The sequence below is a fragment of the Pseudarthrobacter sp. genome (assembly GCF_036675385.1).
Taxonomy (GTDB): domain Bacteria; phylum Actinomycetota; class Actinomycetes; order Actinomycetales; family Micrococcaceae; genus Arthrobacter.
On the sequence record NZ_JAKFFD010000194.1, the window covers coordinates 21,002 to 40,949 of the forward strand.

20 protein-coding genes and 1 tRNA gene are annotated in these 19,948 nt (G+C 64.9%); 9 read left to right on the top strand and 12 right to left on the bottom strand.

What is annotated here, in order from left to right; genetic code table 11:
• Positions 1 to 8: 8 nt before the first annotated feature.
• Together V6M49_RS16565 and V6M49_RS16570 are read right to left on the bottom strand one after the other, a co-directional pair.
• Entirely contained in the window at positions 9 to 884 is an 876-nt protein-coding gene (locus V6M49_RS16565; protein ID WP_141138881.1) for a glycosyltransferase, read from the bottom strand.
• A 136-nt stretch (positions 885 to 1,020) separates the two neighbouring features.
• Positions 1,021 to 1,992, bottom strand: coding sequence for a hypothetical protein (locus tag V6M49_RS16570; protein ID WP_332762110.1), 972 nt, complete (start codon positions 1,990 to 1,992; stop codon positions 1,021 to 1,023).
• A gap of 155 nt (positions 1,993 to 2,147) precedes the next feature.
• On the opposite strand from V6M49_RS16570, the gene V6M49_RS16575 reads away from it, so the two are divergent.
• From V6M49_RS16575 to V6M49_RS16585, 3 genes are all read left to right on the top strand, one after another.
• On the top strand, positions 2,148 to 2,693 hold the full coding sequence (locus V6M49_RS16575; RefSeq protein ID WP_141138883.1) for a peptidylprolyl isomerase: 546 nt from the start codon (positions 2,148 to 2,150) through the stop codon (positions 2,691 to 2,693).
• 8 nt (positions 2,694 to 2,701) lie between these two features.
• Positions 2,702 to 3,583: a rhomboid family intramembrane serine protease gene (locus V6M49_RS16580; protein WP_332762114.1), complete on the top strand. Its 882-nt coding sequence runs from the start codon at positions 2,702 to 2,704 to the stop codon at positions 3,581 to 3,583.
• A gap of 653 nt (positions 3,584 to 4,236) precedes the next feature.
• The gene (locus V6M49_RS16585) at positions 4,237 to 4,710 is read left to right on the top strand and encodes a carboxymuconolactone decarboxylase family protein (RefSeq protein ID WP_056342773.1); all 474 of its coding nucleotides are present in this window, start codon (positions 4,237 to 4,239) and stop codon (positions 4,708 to 4,710) included.
• 328 nt (positions 4,711 to 5,038) lie between these two features.
• Here the strand turns inward: V6M49_RS16585 and V6M49_RS16590 are convergent, their stop codons facing one another.
• Together V6M49_RS16590 and V6M49_RS16595 are read right to left on the bottom strand one after the other, a co-directional pair.
• Complete coding sequence (locus V6M49_RS16590) at positions 5,039 to 5,671, bottom strand: DNA-3-methyladenine glycosylase I (protein ID WP_332762116.1); 633 nt, start codon at positions 5,669 to 5,671, stop codon at positions 5,039 to 5,041.
• Between the two features lie 18 nt (positions 5,672 to 5,689).
• Positions 5,690 to 5,944, bottom strand: coding sequence for a cell division protein CrgA (locus V6M49_RS16595; RefSeq protein ID WP_104060389.1), 255 nt, complete (start codon positions 5,942 to 5,944; stop codon positions 5,690 to 5,692).
• Positions 5,945 to 6,119: 175 nt separating this feature from the next.
• Between V6M49_RS16595 and V6M49_RS16600 the strand changes: the two genes are divergently transcribed.
• From V6M49_RS16600 to V6M49_RS16610, 3 genes are read left to right on the top strand one after another with little or no spacing between them, the layout of a single operon-like run.
• On the top strand, positions 6,120 to 6,920 hold the full coding sequence (locus V6M49_RS16600; protein WP_332762118.1) for a class E sortase: 801 nt from the start codon (positions 6,120 to 6,122) through the stop codon (positions 6,918 to 6,920).
• Between the two features lie 2 nt (positions 6,921 to 6,922).
• Complete coding sequence (locus tag V6M49_RS16605; protein ID WP_200950679.1) at positions 6,923 to 7,093, top strand: hypothetical protein; 171 nt, start codon at positions 6,923 to 6,925, stop codon at positions 7,091 to 7,093.
• Positions 7,090 to 7,731 (top strand): aminodeoxychorismate/anthranilate synthase component II, encoded by a 642-nt coding sequence (locus tag V6M49_RS16610; RefSeq protein WP_056342783.1) that lies wholly within the window; start codon positions 7,090 to 7,092, stop codon positions 7,729 to 7,731. Before V6M49_RS16605 ends, V6M49_RS16610 begins: the two co-directional genes overlap by 4 nt.
• Before the next feature lie 98 nt (positions 7,732 to 7,829).
• Here V6M49_RS16610 and pknB read toward each other — a convergent pair whose 3' ends face one another.
• Genes pknB through V6M49_RS16645 form a run of 7 tightly spaced genes read right to left on the bottom strand, consistent with a single transcriptional unit; the run spans position 7,830 to position 17,142 of the window.
• Positions 7,830 to 9,761, bottom strand: coding sequence for a Stk1 family PASTA domain-containing Ser/Thr kinase (gene pknB, locus V6M49_RS16615; protein ID WP_332762121.1), 1,932 nt, complete (start codon positions 9,759 to 9,761; stop codon positions 7,830 to 7,832).
• 15 nt (positions 9,762 to 9,776) lie between these two features.
• Positions 9,777 to 11,444, bottom strand: coding sequence for a protein kinase domain-containing protein (locus V6M49_RS16620; RefSeq protein WP_332762123.1), 1,668 nt, complete (start codon positions 11,442 to 11,444; stop codon positions 9,777 to 9,779).
• Entirely contained in the window at positions 11,441 to 12,901 is a 1,461-nt protein-coding gene (locus tag V6M49_RS16625; protein ID WP_332762124.1) for a peptidoglycan D,D-transpeptidase FtsI family protein, read from the bottom strand. The genes V6M49_RS16620 and V6M49_RS16625 overlap by 4 nt, the downstream gene beginning before the upstream one ends.
• On the bottom strand, positions 12,898 to 14,286 hold the full coding sequence (locus V6M49_RS16630; protein WP_332762125.1) for an FtsW/RodA/SpoVE family cell cycle protein: 1,389 nt from the start codon (positions 14,284 to 14,286) through the stop codon (positions 12,898 to 12,900). Before V6M49_RS16630 ends, V6M49_RS16625 begins: the two co-directional genes overlap by 4 nt.
• Complete coding sequence (locus V6M49_RS16635) at positions 14,283 to 15,917, bottom strand: PP2C family protein-serine/threonine phosphatase (RefSeq protein ID WP_332762126.1); 1,635 nt, start codon at positions 15,915 to 15,917, stop codon at positions 14,283 to 14,285. The genes V6M49_RS16630 and V6M49_RS16635 overlap by 4 nt, the downstream gene beginning before the upstream one ends.
• Before the next feature lie 2 nt (positions 15,918 to 15,919).
• Positions 15,920 to 16,402, bottom strand: a complete 483-nt coding sequence (locus V6M49_RS16640) for an FHA domain-containing protein FhaB/FipA (RefSeq protein WP_332762127.1) — start codon at positions 16,400 to 16,402, stop codon at positions 15,920 to 15,922.
• A complete protein-coding gene (locus V6M49_RS16645; RefSeq protein WP_332762128.1) occupies positions 16,399 to 17,142 on the bottom strand; it encodes a DUF3662 and FHA domain-containing protein in 744 nt (247 codons plus the stop codon). Before V6M49_RS16645 ends, V6M49_RS16640 begins: the two co-directional genes overlap by 4 nt.
• A 331-nt stretch (positions 17,143 to 17,473) precedes the next feature.
• On the opposite strand from V6M49_RS16645, the gene V6M49_RS16650 reads away from it, so the two are divergent.
• Both V6M49_RS16650 and V6M49_RS16655 read left to right on the top strand, forming a co-directional pair.
• Positions 17,474 to 17,556, top strand: a tRNA-Leu gene (locus V6M49_RS16650).
• Positions 17,557 to 17,711: 155 nt separating this feature from the next.
• A complete protein-coding gene (locus V6M49_RS16655; protein ID WP_332762129.1) occupies positions 17,712 to 17,975 on the top strand; it encodes a UPF0158 family protein in 264 nt (87 codons plus the stop codon).
• Here the strand turns inward: V6M49_RS16655 and V6M49_RS16660 are convergent.
• A complete protein-coding gene (locus tag V6M49_RS16660; protein ID WP_141138893.1) occupies positions 17,964 to 18,701 on the bottom strand; it encodes a TetR family transcriptional regulator in 738 nt (245 codons plus the stop codon). The two genes, V6M49_RS16655 and V6M49_RS16660, sit on opposite strands and share 12 nt — an antisense overlap.
• 108 nt (positions 18,702 to 18,809) lie before the next feature.
• On the opposite strand from V6M49_RS16660, the gene V6M49_RS16665 reads away from it, so the two are divergent.
• Positions 18,810 to 19,948, top strand: a 1,139-nt coding sequence (locus V6M49_RS16665) for a flavin monoamine oxidase family protein (protein WP_332762131.1), incomplete at its 3' end; no start/stop codon positions are given.

Genomic DNA, 19,948 nt, shown 5'->3' on the forward strand with positions numbered 1-19,948 from the left:
AACCGGGCCTATTGTCCGCCGCGGCGGACAGACTGGGCGGTGTTGACCGTGTGGATGGCCCGCAGGAGCTTCGCCGGGAAGTAGACCGAGAAGAACACCACCATGGGTGCCTTGAGGGCCATTTTCTTGACGTTGTGCGCCTTGTACGTGCGGTCGAAGCGGGTCACGTAGTACCGGTAGTCCCGCGGTGAATCCTCGAGCCGGCGGGCGGACATCCCGGACACCATCTGGGGCCAGTACTGGACCTTGAGTTCGTGGTCGGCGAGGTGCAGGGACAGGTCGATGTCCTCGTGCATTTCGTCCTTCTCGTCCCGGCAGGTTTCGTCCCGGATGGTTTCCCATGCCGTAGCCCGCAGGGCCATGTTGGAGCCGAACAGGAAGTGGTACTGGTGCTTGGCGAGCTTGAGCATCAGCTGACGCATCTTGTCGTCTGCCTTGAGCCCGAACCGCCGCATCGGCATGTCGTAGTAGACCACGGGTCCGGTGGCTGCCTGGACTGACGGATCAAAAAAGGCGTTCTGGACCTGCTCCACCCAGTCCGGCTCGACAACGGAGTCGGCGTCAATGCGACCCAGGACGTCGCCGGTGGCATGGTTTAGGCCAAAATTTCGGGTGGGAATCAGGCCCTGGTCCCGGTCCTGGCTGAGCAGGATGATGGGACTTTCCGGATACTCCAGCTGCATCTGCGCCACGATGGTGGCGGTGCGGTCAGTGGAGAGGTTGTCCACCACGATGATTTCGTGGGCCGGCACCGACTGGTACACCGCAGCGATGAGACACTGCCGGATGACACTTTCCTCGTTGTAAGCCGGGATGACAATGGACACGAGCGGCAGCTGTGCTGCGTCGTTCAAGGCATCCCCAGGGGATTTATCGGCTGACATCAGTTCAAATTTAGCACCGATCAGGGTTCGTCCCGCCAGCGACTGGGTCCAGCCCGGACAAACACTGGGAAAACACTGAAGGGGCCCCGCACCAGGCGGAGCCCCTTCAGTGGGCGCCGCGAGGGCGCCGGAAGTGCTAGTTGCTGCTCTTGTCCGCGGAACCGTTCATGTTGGCCGCAATGTTCTTGATGGCGGTCTTGGCATCGGTGGACGCCTTAGCTGCTGCGTCTGCCGATTCATCGGCGACGTGCTTGGCCTTCTCGGCCGCGTCCTCGGCGTCCTCGGCAACATCCTCTGCCTGGCCGGCCACGGCGTCAGCGGCTGGACCGGTGGCGGCCGCAGCCTTGCTGGCTGCGTCCCCGGCCGTGTCCTTGGCGTCGTTCACGCTGATGGCAGGCACCGGCGCCGGAGTAGGGGTGACCGGAGAAGGGGTCTTCCACGGGTCTTCCACGGGCTTGGAGGCCTTCCAGGCGGCGACGCCGGCGGCGACGGCTGCGGCGATGATGCCGAACACCAGCCAGCCGCGCTTCTTGGGCTTCTGCGGCTGGGCGATCTGGACCCCTACGGCCTTACCGGCTTCGTGCGCGGCGGCCTTGAGCTGCGTGCCGGCCGTCTGGGCCTGCTCCTGGAGGGAATGCACGACGCCGGAATCGGCAAGCCGTTGGGCGACGGCGTCCACGTGGGACGGCGCGCTTTCCAAGGTGCGGTGCACGGCGTCGGACGCGTGGCCGATCTGGTCCGAAAGGCGCGGCAGGTATTCCACCACCACACGGTCCCGGGCGTTCTGGATAACGGGAGTGGCCTTGTCCAGCGCTTCGTACAGGCGCGGAGTGGCGACCTCAACGGCGTCGTGGATTTTCGGGGCGAGCTGGGCGAGCCCCTCCTGGATGCGCGGCGTCACTGTTGCGACGCCGTCGGCAAGGTTGTGGGCCGCGGTCTTGAGCCCCTCCTGGATTTTGGGAGATGCGGTGTCCAGGCCATGCTGCAGGCGGGGAACTGCCCAATCCACTGCTGCTTCCACGCGGGGGGATGCCCAGTCCTTGGCGCTCTCAACTGCGCTGTTGACTGACTGTTCAAGGTCACGGGCAATACGATCCGATTTCTTCACAACTACCTCCCGATTAATGTGACGGTTCTGTTGTTAGCCTACGTGCCTTGACCTGCACGGGCTATTCTTCCCGCGGATTTACACCTGATTTCACCCAGCGCGGAACTGCCCGTCCAGCCCCTTCCACGTTGACCTGCCGTGAAAGAATAGGCGGCATGACTGCAATCGCAACTGCAAAAGCAACCATCCACACGAGCCTCGGCGACATCGTCGTTAATCTCTTCGGCAACCATGCGCCGAAGACGGTCAAGAACTTCGTTGGCCTGGCCACCGGGGAGCAGGCCTGGACCCACCCGGAGACCGGTGAGGACAAGACGGGCACGCCGCTGTATGACGGCACCATCTTCCACCGCATCATCAAGGACTTCATGATCCAGGCCGGCGATCCGCTGGGCCGCGGCGTGGGCGGACCCGGCTACAAGTTCGACGACGAAATCCACCCCGAACTCAGCTTCAACGCCCCCTACAAACTGGCCATGGCCAACGCCGGCATCCAGGCGGGCAAGGGCACCAACGGTTCGCAGTTCTTCATCACCACCATCCCCACCGACTGGCTTCAGGGCAAGCACAGCATCTTCGGCGAGGTTGCTGACGAGGACTCCAAGAAGGTCGTCGACGCCATCGAGGGCGTCCGCACCGGAATGGGCGACCGCCCGGTTGAGGACGTCACCATCAACAGCATCGACATCGAGCAGCTCTAACCCATCACATGAGCTACGGAATTCCGGCGGCCGAGCCGTCCGCGCAGGTTCCGGTGTGCCCCAGGCACCCGGACCGGCCCTCCTATGTGCGCTGCCAGCGCTGCGGCCGCCCAGCGTGCCCGGACTGCCAGCGGGCGGCCGCCGTCGGATTCCAGTGTGTTGACTGCGTCAACGAAACAAAGCGCACGACGCCGGCGGTCAAGACTGTCTACGGCGGCGCCGTGGCAACCGGCAAACCCATAGTGACGTTTGGAATCATCGCCCTGTGCGCGGCGATGTACGTTCTGCAATGGGTGGTCCCCGGTGAGTGGATCTACCAGAACCTGGCGTTCGCGAATGTTTTTGCCACTCCCGAATTCGGTGAGTTCGAACCGTGGCGGATGCTGACGGCGGCGTTCCTGCACTCCCAGGGATTCATCCTCCACATTGTGCTGAACATGTACATGCTGTGGATTTTCGGCCAGGCACTCGAACCGCTTCTGGGCCGGGTCCGCTTCCTGGCGTTGTATCTCATCTCTGCCATCGGAGGGTCTGTCGGCTATCTCTTGCTGACCCCCGGCTACGTGCCCGGCGTGCCTCTTGCCGGAGTGGTGGGTGCCTCGGGGGCGATCTTTGGACTCTTCGGGGCGATGCTGCTGGTACAGCGACACCGCGGCGGGGATACGCGGCAGCTGTGGATCCTGATCGCCATCAACGGCGTGATCGGATTTGTGGTCCCCCAGATCGCCTGGCAGGCCCACCTGGGCGGGCTCGTCACAGGAGCCCTGTGCGCTGCCGTCATTGCGTACGCACCCCGGGGCCCGCGGCAGCCCCTGCTGCACGCCGCCGGACTGGCCGGAGTGGTTCTCCTGCTGGCCCTGGCGAGCTGGCTCCGCGTCACGGCCGGTTGACCGTCCGGGTCCTCAGGCCCAGCTCCAACAGACCACTTAGACCCCGGTGTCCCAACGGACACCGGGGTCTTTTCTGTGCCTGGTGAGGCCTCCGCATCGCGCTGCCCGTTCACTTGCTGCGTGCGTCCCGGCGTGCGAGCAGCCGGTGGTCCGCGTCAGGCCACGACGACGGCGCCGAAGTTATCCACAGGGGTTATCCACACTGTTGGTAACTTACATGGGTGTAGTTCAGGATTTCGATGTGGCCCTGCTCCCGGGTGTCCGCCATTTTGCCGGATTGGATCATCCGGTTGTCCACAATTGTGGAAAACACCTGGGGATGCGCCTGTGGTTAAGTGGAAAAACACGCCATTTGAGCCCGACCTGTGGATATCCTGGCCATTTTCCGCGCCGGGGGCCCATACGAGGGGATCCGGCCTGCCCGTATCAACAGGGTTATTCACAGTGTTAACAACTTACAGACATGTAGTTAACCATCAGTGTTTCCCCGACTGGGGCAGCTGAGGGGTCCGCTCGGGCCGTCCTGTGGATTGTTGTCCACAACTGTGGATAACTTGTGGGTAGTCCAGTGTTAGTAAGTGGATAACACGGTGTGTGCGAGGGTGTTCCTACGCAGCATCGGACCCAGCAAGCTTCCAGCCAGGAGGACCGCCTTGAGCGCCACCGCAACAACCCAGCACATCTACCTCGACAAGCAGCACCCCGCGGTATGGCGCGCTCTCAACGGTCTGGGGCTGAAAGTGCGCGAAGCCGCCGACGCGGCCGGGATTGACCGCAAGACCATAGAGCTGCTCAACGTGCGGATCTCCCAGATCAACGGCTGTGCCTATTGCCTCGACATGCATGTACGGGACGCCATGGAGGCCGGGGAGAGCCAGCAGCGGCTTGCTGTCCTGCCGGCGTGGCGGGAGACAGCCCTGTTCACGGACAAGGAGCGGGCTGCCCTTGCCCTGGCAGAATGCATCACCGAACTGCCGGACCACCGGACAACCGAGCTTGAGGAAGGATATGCGCGTCAGCACCTCAGCGCCGATGAATTTTCGGCGGTCAGCTGGCTGGTGATCACCATGAATGCCTTTAACCGGGTGTCCATCACCAGCCACCATCCGGTCCGCCGGGATCGCTGACTGGGCCCAGAGCCGGTAACGGACCACGCAGGACACGGGTAGGGCAACTGAGATTGCCCCGGGCCTTTAGCGGACTCCCGGGTGTGCCTCCGGGTGGTGACACCAAGGATCGCCGTGGTCGGGTCAGTGTGTATTATCCACAGCCAATCCACACTGTTAGTAACTGTCAGTCCGAGCGCTTTGGATCCGGTCCCGTGCGCCATGGCCTGCACGGGCGGCTTTCGGTTCCGGCGCCGGGAAAGTTATACACATTGTGGATAACTTTCCCAACAGCTGTGGACAACAGGCGCCGGCGGGGCATCCGGTCAGCGCCCCGCGGAGCGGCAGGTCAGCCGGTCCAGACGCCTGAGGATCCGCGCCGGTGGCTGTCCAGAAGATGGGTGTCCACCATTCCGATGGCTTCCATCAGCGCGAACATGGTGGTGGGGCCAACGAACGAGAATCCCTGCGTCCGCAGCGCCTTGGAGAGCGCCACCGATTCCGGTGACTGCGTGGGGATCTCCGCGTGCGTGACCGGCTGGGGAGTGGCCCGGGGCTGGAACTGCCACACGAAGTCAACCAGGCCTTCCCGCTCGCGCAGCGCGATGGTGGCCCGGGCATTGGTGATGGCGGCACGGATCTTGAGCCGGTTGCGGATGATGCCGGGATCCTGGAGCAGGCGCTCAACATCCGCTTCCGTAAAAGCGGCAACTGCGTCCGGCTGGAAGTCGAGGAAAGCCTGACGGAAGGCGGGGCGCTTCCGGAGGATCGTTGCCCACGAGAGACCTGCCTGGAAGCCCTCAAGGCAGATGCGCTCGTACAGGCCTTGTTCGTCCCGGACGGGCAGGCCCCATTCGGAGTCGTAGTACTCGCGCAACAGCGGATCCGCGGCGGCCCACGGCGGACGGGCGAGGCCGTCGTCGCCCAGGACAGTTCCGTCCACACCCTCGTTTAGGGGCTGGGCGGCGGCAGCGGGAGTCATGCGGGTCCTGCGGTCAGGTCAGGAACGCCAGCGCGTGGTCATCAGGAAGCCGATGATGGCAATGCCGAAGCCGGCCACGATGTTCCACGACTCCCAGGCCTGGACAGGAAACCGGCCCTCGCTGATGTAGAACGTGATGATCCAGAAGAGCCCGATGATCATCAGGCCGAACATCACCGGCTTGAACCAAACAGCGTTGGGCTTATACGCCTGCGCCCCGGAAGCGGGCTGCGCGGCGGTGGAAGTCTTCTTGCGAGGCTTTGACTCGGGCACGGGCTCTCCTTGGCGGACTGGAGCAAGCTCGGCGCCGCGGGCTTGATATCCTGCAAGAAGGAAGTTGCCAGCGGTCTGCGCGATCTTGGTCAAATCTGGATTCTTACTAGCAGTCAATTCTAGCCGTAGTTCAGGGCATTCAAACGCCCATCGCGGCCACCCCGGAGGAGAACGCGTGGTAGTGCAGGAGAAGGCGAGGCGCGCCGCTACGCGGCCCGCCCGTGCGGCGCCCGTCCGCGCTTCCCTTCTGCGTGGCACAGTGCAGGTGCTCGGCGAGCTGCTCATCACGGCCGGCATTATCCTCCTGCTCTTTGTGGGCTGGCAGCTGTGGTGGACCAACATCGAATCCGACGCCAAGCAGAGTGCCGTCATCAAGGAGTTCGCCCAAGGGCTGGGCGGCGCGGTGCCTGCAAGCCCGGAACCGGATCCATCGGCAGCGCCCGTGGATTACGGCACCCCGGCCGTTGCCGCGGCACCAGGCCATGCCGGCACCATCGGCATCATGTATATCCCCCGCTTTGGCCCCAACTACACCCGGCCCATCGTGCAGGGAACCACCGGGGATGTCCTGGATACGCTGGGGCTTGGCCATTACGCCAACACCGCCATGCCCGGCGCCGTCGGTAACTTCGCGGTGGCCGGCCACCGGCAGACGCACGGTGCCGTCCTGGACAATATCCACACCCTTGTCCCGGGGGACAAAATCTACGTCCAGACCAAGGACGGCTACTACATCTATGTCTTCCGCAACAACCAGATTGTGATGCCGTCCCGGACCGATGTCCTGGAACCGGTCCCCACCCGACCCGGCGCCACTCCCACCGAAAGCTTCCTCACCATGACCAGTTGCAATCCGCGCTTCGGCGCCGAGGAACGCATCATCGCGTACGCGCTGCTGGACAGCTGGCAGCCTGCCTCGGCGGGCCCGCCGGCCGAGATCGCCGCCCAGGTGGCCGCAGCCGTGGGAGGAAACTGAGTATGTACGGCTGGATTTTCCGCCACCTGCCCGGCCCCCTCTGGCTGCGGATCCTCACGTCGCTGGTGCTCGTCGCCGGCGCACTGATCCTGATGGTTCAGTTCCTGTTCCCATGGATGTCCGGGTTCACCGCATTCACCGACTCAACGATTGGTTCTGCAAGCCAGCCATGACCACAACCAAAATCCTGGTCGTAGACAACTACGACAGCTTCGTTTACACCTTGGTGGGCTACCTCCAGGAACTCGGCGCCGAGACCACCGTTGTCCGCAACGACGACGTGACCCTCGCTGAGGCCATCGAGATGGCACAAACGCGCGACGGCGTCCTCATCTCACCCGGTCCGGGAAACCCCGCCGAGGCGGGCGTGTGCATTGAGCTGATCAAGTGGTGCGGGGCGAACAACAAGCCGATGTTCGGTGTGTGCCTGGGCCATCAGGCCCTGGCCGAAGCCTATGGCGGCACGGTGACCCACGCGCCGGAGCTGATGCACGGCAAGACCTCGCTGGTGGAGCACAACGGCACCAGCGTCTTCGCCGGGCTCCCCTCCCCCGTGACAGCGACGCGCTACCACTCGCTGGCAGCGGTAAGGGACACCATCCCCGACGTCCTGGAGATCACGGCCGAGACCGCGACCGGCGTCGTGATGGGCCTGCAGCACCGCACTGCACCGCTGTGCGGGGTGCAGTTCCACCCGGAGTCGGTCCTGACCGAAGGCGGCTACCAGATGCTGGGCAACTGGCTCGAGTCCCTGGGAATGGCGGGAGCCGCCGCCCGTGCCGCCACGCTGAGCCCGCTCATCCAGCACTGACCGGCACACACGAACAACGCGGGGTCACTTCGCGCCCATGTTCCTCTTCGGGATGGGCGCGAAGTGACCCCGCGTTGCTTTAAGGAGCGGGTGGAGGCTTAGCCCTTTTTAGTGGGTGTGGCCGTGGCCGTTGGTGTGGGCGGCGGGGCCGGTGCCTTGGCCACCACAATATTGATCGTCTTGCCCTGATCGACGGCGGCGTTCACCGGGTCGCTTTGATCCGTGACCCGGCCCGCCTCCACCTCGGAGTTCTCCACTTCCTGGACGTTGGGGACCAGGCCCAGTTCCTTCAGCGCCGTTTCCGCCTCGGCACGCGTGCGGCCGCGCAGTTCAGGCATGGACACCTTGCCGGTGGAAATCACGATCTCCACCGTGGTGCCCACACCCACCAGCTGGCCCGGCGCCGGACTGGTGGTAATCACCCTGCCGCCGGGAACGGTGGCGCTGTTGGCTGTGGTGGTGGAAGGGGCTCCCACGAGTCCTGCCTGGCGCAGGATGTCCCGCGCCGCGGCTTCTGTCTGGCCCGGAAGGTTCTCCGGAATCTTGACGGCGCTTGGGCCTTCAGAGATATTCAGGATCACCTCCGCATTGGGGTCAAGCGAGGTTCCGGCCACCGGGTCAGTGCCGATGGCCGTCCCGCTGGGTATGGTCTCGTGCTTGTTCCGTTTGATCTGCGGCCGCAGGTTGGCACCATAAAGTTCCTGCAGGGCCGCCGACTCCGTCAGGGACGCGACCGCCGGGACCGCCACCTTGGGCGGCGCTGGAGCTGGCTGGTTCACGACGTTGTACAGCCAGAGACCGCCGCCGCCAAGAACCAGGAGGGTGAAGATCACCAGGGTGGCAACCCACGTACGACGACGGGACTTCTGCCGGGCGGTCCGCTCACGTTCCGGCGCGAAGCCCAAGGGCAGTTCATCGATATCCGACTGTCCCCGGGTGGCAGCAGCCATGACCGGTACGCCGTCAGTCCGGGTGTCGTCCGCGTTGCGCGGCCGGCCGGTGGGGGCATCGTCCAGGAAGCCGGCTCCGGTGAGCCCGAACGCCTCTGTCACGGGCGGGCGTTCCGGCGTCGGGACGTGGTCGTTGGGATCGGTGGGGGCTTCGGTTGCGGCCAGCGCGGGCACGGACACGCCCGCCCGGGCGGCGCGCAGCGCACGCCGGAAGGCGGCCGCGTCCTGGAAACGGTCCGCCCGGTTCTTCTGCAGAGCCTTGGCCAGGACACTGTCCAGGGCCGCCGAAACCTCCGGGTTCACGCTGCTTGCGGGCTCCGGGATTTCCCTGACGTGCTGGTACGCCACGGACACGGGGCTGTCACCAATAAAGGGCGGGCGGGCGGTGAGCATTTCGTACAGCAGGCACGCTGCGGAGTAGAGGTCGCTGCGCGCATCCACTGTTTCGCCCCGGGCTTGCTCGGGCGAGAGGTACTGGGCAGTGCCCACCACGGCCTGGGTCTGCGTCATGGTGGCGGATGAATCGGCGATGGCCCGGGCAATCCCGAAGTCCATGACCTTCACGGAATTGGAGCCTTCGCAGTACATCACGTTGGCAGGTTTGATGTCCCGGTGGACGATGCCCGCCTTGTGGCTGTATTCAAGGGCAGAAAGCACACCCAGGCAGAAGTCGATGGCCTGGTCAATGCTGACTTCCTTGGCCCGGATCAGGTCGCGGATGGTCCGGCCCTCAACAAACTCCATCACGATGTAGGGCACCCGGACACTGTCCTCCGAGCCATCCGGAACCGTATGTTCGCCCGTGTCGTAAATGGCGACGATGGACGGGTGGTTCAGCGCCGCCACGGACTGCGCTTCCCGTTTGAAGCGCGCCTGGAACTGCGGATCACGGGCCATATCCGGGCGGAGAAGCTTGATAGCAACGGTCCGGCCAAGCCGGGTATCCACTCCACGGTGGACATCCGCCATCCCCCCGCGGCCGATGATTCCGCCGAGTTCGTAGCGGCCGCTGAGGACACGCTGGTTATCCACCGGGAGGCTGTCCTCCCGGTGGAGCGGGGTGCGGGCCGAATCACTCACTGTCAGTTCCGACCGCTACGGCGCGCAGGTAGGAGGCAATCCCGGCAGCTGGCCAGGGTTGCATTTGGGGAGGGTGGACGTTGGCTCAGCAGAGGCGGCCGGCGAAGACGGCGGAGCGGTCGGCATGCTGGCCGGGACCGGGACGGCGTAGGTCACAGTCACTTCAGCCCCCTTGGGCACGGTGCCCGTGGGGTTGACCTGCAACACCGTTCCGGCGGCGGAGGTACTCTGCTGCGGGATGACCCGGACGGACAGGCCCATGGTTTCCAGCGTCCCCTGGACCTGACGGTAGTCCTTCCCGAGGTAGGCCGCCGAAATGATGTCCACCGTGGTGGGGGTGGGCGTCGGCGTGGGCGCGTCGGTGGTCCGGGTGGGGGTAGGCGTAGCGGACGCCGAGGTTTTTGACGGGCTGGGGCTGGTGGACGGCGGGTTGCTGGACGCAGAGTTGGTGACGGTGCCGGACGGGTTAAAAATCCCTTGCTGCGTCAGAAAGAAGCCCACCAGCGCGAACAGGACCAGCACGATTAAGGCGACCAGTGGCCAAGTCCAGGGGCTCCGGCCGCGACGCGCGGGCTCGTCCTCCGGTTCGTCGTCGTACTTCTCTTCCTCCTGCACCCAGCTGCGCTCCGCGGCCAGGGCGTCCGCGCGCGAAAGCGTGCTCCCGGCTCCCGCGGCCGCGGCGCCGACTGCAGCGCCGCCGGCAGCGGCACCCAGCACGGGCAGGGCGGACGTCGACGTCGTGTTGCTGTCCTTCTGGGCGATGACGCCGGTGGGTGCCGTGGCAATGTCTACCGGCGCAGTAATGGGGCCCGTGGTTGCCTCGAAGAGCAGCATGCCGGGAACCGCTGCGTGCGCGGCGTCAATATCGCCGTTGCGGATGGCCTCGGCGGCTTCGGACAGCTTGATGGCGTTGGCCGGGCGGTTCTTGGGGTCTTTGGCCAGCATGGACATCAGCAGCGCGCGGACCGGTTTGGGGAGAGTCTCCGGAAGCGGCGGCGGGGCGTCGTTGACCTGGGCGAGGGCAATGGCGATCTGGGATTCGCCGGAGAAGGGCCGGTGCCCGGTGAGGCACTCGTAACCGATCACGCCGAGTGAGTAGATGTCCGAGGCGCCGGTAGCGGTCTGGCCGGTGGCCTGCTCGGGGGCGAGGTACTGGGCGGTGCCCATTACCTGGCCTGTCTGTGTCAGCGGGACCTGGTCGGCCAGGCGGGCGATGCCGAAGTCGGTGACCTTGACCCGGCCGTCGGGTGTGATCAGCAGGTTGCCCGGCTTGATGTCGCGGTGGACCAGCCCCTGGGCGTGGGCGACGGAAAGGGCACGGGCGGTCTGCGCCATCATGGACAGCGTCCGGTCCGGGGACAATACCTGCTCGTGCTCGATGATGCTGCTCAGCGGCTGGCCAGGGACAAGCTCCATGACCAGGTAGGCGGAGCCATCCTCCTCGCCGTAGTCAAAGACATTGGCGATGCCCACGTGGTTCAACAGGGCGGTGTGGCGTGCCTCGGCACGGAACCTCTGGAGGAAACCGGGGTCACCGGTGTATTCCTCCTTCAGTACCTTGATGGCGACAATTCGGCCCAGGACCTGGTCCTTGGCCTTCCAGACCTCTCCCATCCCGCCGATCGCAATCCGCGTGGTCAGCTGGAATCTGCCGCCGAGGGTGATTCCCGTTGTAGGCCTCACTTATTCAACACCGCCTCAAAAATCTTCTTCGCGTTCGGACTGGTTAGCTGTGCGCCGGTGGTGATGTCTACGCCTTCCATGACGATGGTGACACTCACCTCCGGGTTGTTCGCCGGGGCAAACCCGGTGAACCATGAGTTGTTCAGGCCGTTGCCCAGTTCAGCGGTTCCGGTCTTCCCGGCCACTTGGACACCGGGGACGGCCGCCCCGCGGGCGATGCCCTGGCTCACCGCACTGGTCATCCATTCGGTGATCTGGCGGGCAATTTCCGGGGTGGTGGACGTCCGGAGTGCTTCAGGCTGGGGCTCGTCAATGACCCTGAGGTCCGGGGACCGCACGGTCTTGACGAGGCTGGGGCTCATCTGGACGCCGTTGTTGGCGATGGCCGCGGTCATCAGGGCGATTTGCAGCGGAGTGGCGCGCACGTCCTTCTGGCCGATGGCGGACTGGGCCAGGCCCGGCCCGTCCAGGTCATCGGGGAAGCCGCCGCCTTTGGCGTAGGCGAGCTTGAGCTGGTCGCCCAGATCCTCGCCGAAGCCGAATTTTGCGGCCTGCTCGGCGATGGCGTCGCGGCCCAGGTCGAGGGCAATGCTGGCGAACGGCGTATTGCAGGATTGCTGCAGGGCGAAGGCAAAGCTGGCCTTGTCCTGGGTGTAGCAGTTGCCTCCGGCGTAGTTCGGCAGTTTGTACTGGATCCCAGGGAAGGGCATCTCGGCCGGGTTGGGGAGCACGCTGTCCTTGTTGTACTTCCCGGAGGCGAGGGCCGCCGCGGTATCCACCAGCTTGAAGACTGATCCCGGAGCGAGCAACTCGCCCGTGGGTCCGCTGACATTCTGGTTCAGGTTGATGCCGGGTACCTTGACCAGCTCATTGATGTTGGTGGTTTCGGCGGTGGGGTCCTGGGTGGCGATCAGGTTGGGGTCATAGGACGGCTTGGACACCATGGCCAGGATGGCGCCGGTCTTCGGGCTGGTGACCACAATGGATCCCCGTTGGCCGTCCGGGATGAGGTCGTAGGCGAGCTTCTGGATGGCGGGATCGATGGTGAGTTCCGCCGAGGCGCCCTTCGGCTGGTTGCCCAGGAAGAGCTGGCCGATCCGGTCGAAGAACTGCTGGTCGGAGCTGCCGGCCAACTGGGCGTTCATGGCAACTTCCAGGCCGGTGGCACCGTAGTTCTTCGAGAAGTAGCCAGTGATGCCTGCATAGAGTGCCGGCTGTGCGTAGGTCCGCTGGAACTGGCAGACCTCGGACGTGCCTTCCACCGATTCGGCCACGGGGTCCCCGCCCACGATGATGGCGCCGCGGTCGTTGCAGTAATTCTGCAGAATGGCGCGCTGGTTCAGGGGGTTGCCCTTGAGGTCATCGGCACCCACCACCTGGACGAAGCTGATGGCGCCGAAGATCAAGGCAAACATGGCGATCGCTGCCACCCAGGAATTACGGATTGCTTGGTTCACGCTTGTTTCACCGCCTCGGTGGGAGTATCAATTCCTGCAGGTTCCGCGGCGCCGCCGGGAGGAAGTGGTGTGGTGTCCACCGGTCCCCGCGCCGTATGGGAGATCAGCAGGAGCAGGCCAACGATGATCCAGTTGGCCAGCAGCGATGAGCCGCCGGCGGCAAGGAACGGCGTGGTCAAGCCGGTCAGCGGGATCAGTCGTGTGACTCCGCCGATCACCACGAAGCACTGAAGGGCGATGGCGAAGGAAAGTCCGCAGGCCAGAAGTTTCCCAAAGGCATCCCGGGTGCCCAGCGCCGCCCGGAACCCTCGCGTGAACAGCATGACGTACATCAGCACTACGGCGAACAGTCCGATCAGGCCCAGCTCCTCGCCGATGGACGCGATGATCATGTCGCTGTTGGCGAAGGGGACCAGATCCGGCCGGCCCTGGCCCAGGCCGGTACCCACCAGGCCGCCGTTGGCCATGCCGAAGAGTCCCTCGATGACCTGCCGGCTGCCGGTCTCGTAAACTTCCGGGCTGAAGGCGTTCAGCCAGCCGTAGATGCGGACTTCGACATGGGAAAACACCTGGGCTGCCACGAAGCCGCCGCCCAGGATGAGGCCCAAGCCGATGACCACCCAGCTGATACGGCTGGTGGCGACGTAGATCATCACGATGAACAGGCCGAAGAACAGCACGGAAGACCCGAGGTCGCGCTGGAAGATCAACACGCCGATGCTCACCAGCCAGGCGGTGATCATGGGCCCCATGTCCTTGAACCGGGGGAACTGCAGCGGGCCGATCTTGCGGCCGGCCAGGAGAATGAGGTCGCGGTTGGAGGAAAGATAACCGGCGAAGAATATAGCCAGCGTGATCTTGGCGATCTCACCCGGCTGGAACGTCATGGGACCCATCCGGATCCAGACCCGGGCGCCCAGGATTTCGCCGGCCGAGATGCCGGGCACCAGCGGAAGAATCAGCAGGAGCGCGCTCACAGCCAGCGAGATGTAAGTGAAGCGGCGGAGCACCCTGTGGTCCTTGAGGAACCAGATCACGCCAATGGCCACTGCCATGGCGATCAGGGTCCAGCGCAGCTGGTTGTTGCCGGTGTCCTCCCCGGGGGCGTCAAGGCGGTGGATCATGGCAAGACCCAGACCATTGAGTGCAACCACCAAGGGAAGTATTACCGGATCGGCATATTTTGCCCGAACCCGCAGGACCACGTGGAAGACCAGGGCGGCCACCGCGAGGAGGCTGGACTGGAACCAGAAATCGGAGTCGAACGCCTTCGCCTGGTCAACGCCCACCAGCATGTTGGCGCCGATGCCCACAGACAGGGCGAGGATGAGCAGCAACAGTTCCACGTTGCGCCGGGGCTTGGGGATGGTGCTGAGCTGGCTCACTGGCCCTCCTCACAGACGGTAGTGGGGGTGGGTGAGGCGGCCGGGGCAGGTGGTGCTGCCGCCGGAGCGGCTGGGTCCGGCGATGGGGCAGGCGCGGTGGGTGTTTCAGCGGGCGCCGTTGCTGGCGCCGGAGTGGGCGATGGCGTCAGGCACTCACCCGGCGGAGCAATGGTGCCGGTGCCTTCGAGGTTCTTCACGATCCGCTGGGCGTCGTAGAGGTCACGCGCGGGCACTGTCTGCCGGACGCGCTGCTGGGAGAACTGGGGCAAGGAATCCATCCGGATCTCTGTAACGGCTTCGAGGGTTGAAAGCTGGATGGGACCAAGCCGCTGGGACACACCATTGAAGATGGCCACGCGGGAATCGTGTTCCCCGATGTAGTAGCGGGTCTGGGTCCAGGCATAGCCGAGCCAGAGGCCCAGTGTCAGGACCACCAGCACGGACGCGGCGATGGACATGGTGACCCAGCGGCGGGGTTTGGGCCGTCCCAGGACGTCATCTACCTCAGCAACCGGGGCGTCGGCCTTGTGCGTCAGAACGGTGGCGGCCCGCCGGGCCACGGTGCGGCCGGCGATGGTGGGAATGGAGCCGGACTCGGCAGCAGTGGCCGCAGCACCGACGAGTTCGTGCGGGCGCGATGCGAGTTCCTGCCGCAGCACTTCGGCCGAAAGGTGCTCGCCGAGATGGGGGTCGGTGGAGGGCGGCGGTTCCGCGGCAGCTGGCTTTTCGGCTTTGTCGGCGGCGGGCTTTTTGTCGTCGGCCTCGGTGTCCGGTGAAGCGCTGGCGGCGTCGCCGGCCGCGGCGAGGGCTTCGGTGAGCAGCTGCGAAGGAATGATGTCGACGGCGGCGGTACTGACGTCGTCGGACGTTTCCTCGGTGATTTCCACCATGACCACGGTGACGTTGTCCGGTGAGCCGGCTTCCAGCGTCAGGTTGACCAGGGTTTCGACGCACTCACGCAGGTCTTTTGTCTCGCGGACGGTCCGCTCCACCACGTGTCCTGCCACATAGTTGAGCCCGTCCGAGCACAGCAACCAGCGCTCCCCGGGTTTGACGTCCAGGGTGTCCAGATCCAGCTCGGGGCTGGCATCGACGTCGCCCAGGACGCGCATAAGGACGTTTTTGTGCGGGTGGGTTTCGGCCTCTTCGGGCCGGAGCCGGCCCTCATCGATCAGCCGCTGGACGAACGTGTGGTCCACACTGACCTGTTCAAACACGCCATCACGCAGGCGGTACGCCCGGGAGTCGCCGATATGCGCGAAGTGCAGCTTGCCCTGGGCGAGCAGCAGGGATGTGACGGTGGTGCCCATGCCGGCGAGCTTGGGGTTGATGTGCACCAGCTCGGATAGCAGGGAGTTGGCCGTCTGGATCTCGTCGGCGAGGACCGTGCCGGCGTCTCCGTCGTAGTCGCCATGATCGAGGTGCAGCATGTCCAGCACGGTCGCGGCGGAGGCAACATCGCCGCCAGCGTGGCCGCCCATGCCGTCCGCGACCACTGCCAAATGGCGGCCGACGTACGCCGAGTCATCATTCTTGGCCCGGATGCGTCCCACATCCGAGCGCGCGGCGTAGCGCATGATGAGGGGCCGCTGGACGGGGGTGGCCCCGCCGGCGGGAATGTCAGCGGCCATGGCTACGGCCTCAATTCGATGACCGTCTTGCCGATCCTCACGGGTACACCAAGCTCAACGGGCAGAGCCCGGGTAAGTTGCTGGTCGGCCAGGTAGGTGCCGTTGGTGGAGCCAAGGTCCTCGATGAACCATCGACTGCCTTGCGGGAACAACCGCGCGTGGCGGCCGGAGGCGTAGTCGTCCTCAAGTACCAGTGTGGCTTCCTGAGCGCGGCCCAACAGGATGGGGCTGGCGGCCAGGGGGATGGTGGTTCCCTTGAGCGGGCCTTCGGTGACCACCAGTTGGTGGGCCTGCTGCTTGAGCGGCTGCGGCGGAGCCTCGGCCAGTCCCGGGTTTTTGCGGACCTGACGGGCGGTGGGGGTGCCGGCGGCGGCTTTGCGGCCCACCATCAGGTCCCTGCGCATGGCCGAAACGATGCTGAAGATGAGGACCCAGAGCAGGATCAGGAACCCAAACCGCAGGGCAGTGATGGTCAGGTCGCTCATGGGCGGCCCCCAGGGTTGGCGGGAAGCAGGCGGAAGATGATCTTTGTCCGTCCCATAGTGATGGTGGAGCCGTCGGTCAGTTCGGTGCTGCCTGCCAGTTTATGGCCGTTGACGTAGCTGCCGTTAGTGGAGCCGAGGTCCACAGCGCTGGTGACGCCGGTGGCGGTGCGGATCTCGAGGTGGCGGCGCGAGACGCCGGTGTCGTCAATCAGGATGTCGGCCTCGGAAGACCTTCCCAGGACGATGGAGGGGGCATTGAGGGAATAGCGCTGACCGTCGATGTCCAGGACGGGCTGCAGCCGTACGGGCGGGCGGCTGGGGGCTGCTGGCAGGTTGGGCCTGGCCGACGCGACTCCGGGGCCGGCCTTGGACTTCTCAGTGGAGGAGACGATCTCGAAGTTGCCAGCGCGAAGATCCTCGGACCGGCGGAAAGAGATCCGCACCGAGCCCTGCAGGGTGTAGCCCTGGCTCCGGACGTGGTTTATGACGACGTCGCAGAGTTCTTCGGCCAGCGGCGTGCCCCAGTCCTGAGCCCTCCTGAAGTCGTCGTCACTGAGTTGGACGTCGAAGACATTGGGGGCCAGTGTGCGGCCGGCGGCGATGGTGAGGGCTTTGTTGTCAACCTCGCGGCGGAGCCGGCTGGCGATTTCCACAGGTTCAACCTGGGCGCGCGAACCGGTGGAGAAGACACCGCGGACGGCTTTTTCGATGCCGCGCTCGACCTTGTCCAGCAATCCCATGGTCCTTCTCCTTTCCCCCCGGCTGAGGGGCAGTTTTCGTTCCGGAACTCAGCCAACAATGCAGTTCAGAACCCAGCGGCCTGCCTGGCAGTGGCAGGCACTACTACATCAGATACTACTGGGCAGGCCTGTGAATGACCTTAATCCACAACGGCCGGGCCCCCGGAAAAGTTCACTGGTGGTTCCCGGCTGGCCCCCTCCCGGTGGGGAATTTGACCCCTCCCGAGGCTCAATTGGTGTTTTGCCGCCGATGTCCGTTATGCTTGATCTCGCTGCTTTTACAAGGTTGCGGATCCGGGAAACCGGCCGTAATTCATGGAAAAGAAGTTGCGCGCGAGTGGCGGAACGGCAGACGCGCTGGCTTCAGGTGCCAGTGTCCGAAAGGGCGTGGGGGTTCAAATCCCCCCTCGCGCACGCAATCAAGGGAACCCCGGTCTTCGGACCGGGGTTCCCTTCTTTAACGCTGGGGCGGTCCTTAGCGCTGGGCCCAGAATCCGGCATTCCACGGCCGTAACCGTGGGTATAGCATGCGAACGACACCAGCTGTTCATGCTCCCGGAGGACTGCTCATGCTGACATTGGGCGCAATTGATATGGAATCGTTCATCGCGGATGTGCAGGATGAACGCGCCAAGGACCTGCTCTGGCGCGCAATAGACGGCAAGGGAGCGTTCCGGCGTTTCAGGAACACGCTCACAGAGTTCCCCGGGCTTGAGACCCGTTGGTTCTCTTTCCATGACCGAGCCATGCGGCGGCGCACCATAGAGTGGCTGGCGGAATCTGGTGTGGTGGAACAGGGTGAGGCTGAGAACGCCCTGGGCCTACTCCCGTAACGCCCCGAGGCCCGCAATTAGGGCCTCAAGCCCCAGGCTGAACGCCACGTCTGCAGGTTTCTCGTGCCCCTGCGCGGCCAAGCTCCGGACTGCACCCGTGAAGCTCGGCGTCGACTCCGCCATGCTGCCGGAATCGAAAATGTCGGCTGGGGCCGTGACGTCGTAGGCGGATCCGAAAATGAACGATTCCAGGGCCACGATGGCGGACACGATCCGCTCCTCCGGGAATCCGGCCGCCCGGAATCCTGCGCTGACGGTCTCATACATGGCGAGGGTCTGGGGCGCGTCAGTCACGGGAAGTACAGCGATGACGGGAATCAAGGGCGTGTGCTCCGCGAAGACGTCCCGGTAACTCCAGGCCCATTTCCGCACCGCGGACTCCCAGGGTTCCGCCGCGAATGGGGTCACGTCCACCAGTGCGGTCAAGTGGTCTTCCACGAGCAGGAGCACGTCCCGCTTGGATTCCACATGGTTATAAAGGGCCGACGGCGCCACTTGCAGTGAGCGGGCCAGTGCGGCCATGGTGAGACCGTCGTAGCCGTTCTTGCCGATGAGCCGCAGGGCCGCGGCTGTGATTCCCGCCTTGTCCAGGACAGCCGCGGCGGGCCGCCCCACGCGGCGCCGTGCCGCACCGGTTTTCGCCACGGGTTCGCGCTCCGTGGTACTTCGTGAAGCGGCTGGTGATGCCGGCATTGCTGGCCTTTCTGCGGGCAGTATCCCCAGCATTATTCCACCGGCCTCTTCCTCGGGGGCCGCGAAACAGCTATAGTTCTACTAAATGAATGGCATTCATTTAGTGGTTCGCGTCACTCGACCGGCCATAGAGAGGACATCATGCTGAATCTTGACCGTGACGTTGTGATCGTTGGCGCCGGACCCTCCGGGCTCACCGCTGCCCGCGAGCTGAGGAAGGCAGGCCTCAGCGTGGCAGTGCTGGAAGCACGGGACCGCGTGGGCGGACGGACCTGGACCGACACCATTGACGGGGCCATGCTGGAAATCGGCGGCCAGTGGGTCTCCCCGGATCAGACCGTACTGCTGGAGCTCCTGGACGAGCTCGGCCTGAAGACATACTCCCGCTACCGGGAGGGCGAGTCCGTCTACGTCGGCGCCGACGGCAAGAAAACCCGCTACACCGGTGATTCCTTCCCGGTGAGCGCAGCCACCGGGGCGGAAATGGACAAGCTGATCGGCATTCTGGACGGCCTCGCCGCGGAAATCGGCGCCACCGAGCCGTGGGCGCACCCCAAGGCCCGTGAACTGGACACCATCTCCTTCCACCACTGGCTGCGCCGGAACTCGAACGACGAGGAGGCCTGCAACAACATTGGACTGTTCATCGCCGGCGGCATGCTCACCAAGCCCGCACACGCGTTTTCGGCACTGCAGGCGGTCCTGATGGCAGCCTCCGCCGGGTCCTTCAGCCACCTCACCGACGAGGACTTCATCCTGGACAAGCGGGTCATCGGAGGGATGCAGCAGGTGTCCCTGCTGCAGGCAGCGGAACTGGGTGCCGACGTCGTACTTAACAGTCCGGTACGCACTGTCCGCTGGGAGGACGCCGGGGAAGGCGGGCACCGCGTCAGCGTTGTCTCGGAGCGCGCCACCGTGAATGCGCGTTTTGTGATCATGGCGGTGCCACCGAACCTTTACTCACGCGTCTCTTTTGATCCGCCGCTTCCGCGGCGGCAGCACCAGATGCACCAGCACCAGTCGCTGGGCCTGGTGATCAAGGTCCACGCCGTCTACCGCACGCCGTTCTGGCGTGAAGACGGACTCTCCGGAACGGGTTTTGGTGCCGGTTCGCTGGTCCAGGAGGTCTACGACAACACCAACCACGGTGATTCACGGGGAACCCTGGTGGGCTTTGTCTCGGATGAAAAGGCCGACGCCGTCTTCGAGCTGAGTGCCGAGGACCGCCGCCGCGCCATCCTGGAATCGATTGCCGGGTTCCTGGGGGACAAGGCCCTGGA

Coding starts and splice junctions, on each gene's coding strand:
- V6M49_RS16640 (WP_332762127.1), bottom strand. CDS start 16,402: ATGAGCGACCTGACCATCACTGCCCTGCGGTTTGGGTTCCTGATCCTG.
- V6M49_RS16605 (WP_200950679.1), top strand. CDS start 6,923: ATGTACGGCTGGATTTTCCGCCACCTGCCCGGCCCCCTCTGGCTGCGG.
- V6M49_RS16565 (WP_141138881.1), bottom strand. CDS start 884: ATGTCAGCCGATAAATCCCCTGGGGATGCCTTGAACGACGCAGCACAG.
- V6M49_RS16655 (WP_332762129.1), top strand. CDS start 17,712: ATGCTGACATTGGGCGCAATTGATATGGAATCGTTCATCGCGGATGTG.
- V6M49_RS16590 (WP_332762116.1), bottom strand. CDS start 5,671: ATGACTCCCGCTGCCGCCGCCCAGCCCCTAAACGAGGGTGTGGACGGA.
- V6M49_RS16645 (WP_332762128.1), bottom strand. CDS start 17,142: ATGGGATTGCTGGACAAGGTCGAGCGCGGCATCGAAAAAGCCGTCCGC.
- V6M49_RS16660 (WP_141138893.1), bottom strand. CDS start 18,701: ATGCTGGGGATACTGCCCGCAGAAAGGCCAGCAATGCCGGCATCACCA.
- V6M49_RS16610 (WP_056342783.1), top strand. CDS start 7,090: ATGACCACAACCAAAATCCTGGTCGTAGACAACTACGACAGCTTCGTT.
- V6M49_RS16635 (WP_332762126.1), bottom strand. CDS start 15,917: ATGGCCGCTGACATTCCCGCCGGCGGGGCCACCCCCGTCCAGCGGCCC.
- V6M49_RS16575 (WP_141138883.1), top strand. CDS start 2,148: ATGACTGCAATCGCAACTGCAAAAGCAACCATCCACACGAGCCTCGGC.
- V6M49_RS16580 (WP_332762114.1), top strand. CDS start 2,702: ATGAGCTACGGAATTCCGGCGGCCGAGCCGTCCGCGCAGGTTCCGGTG.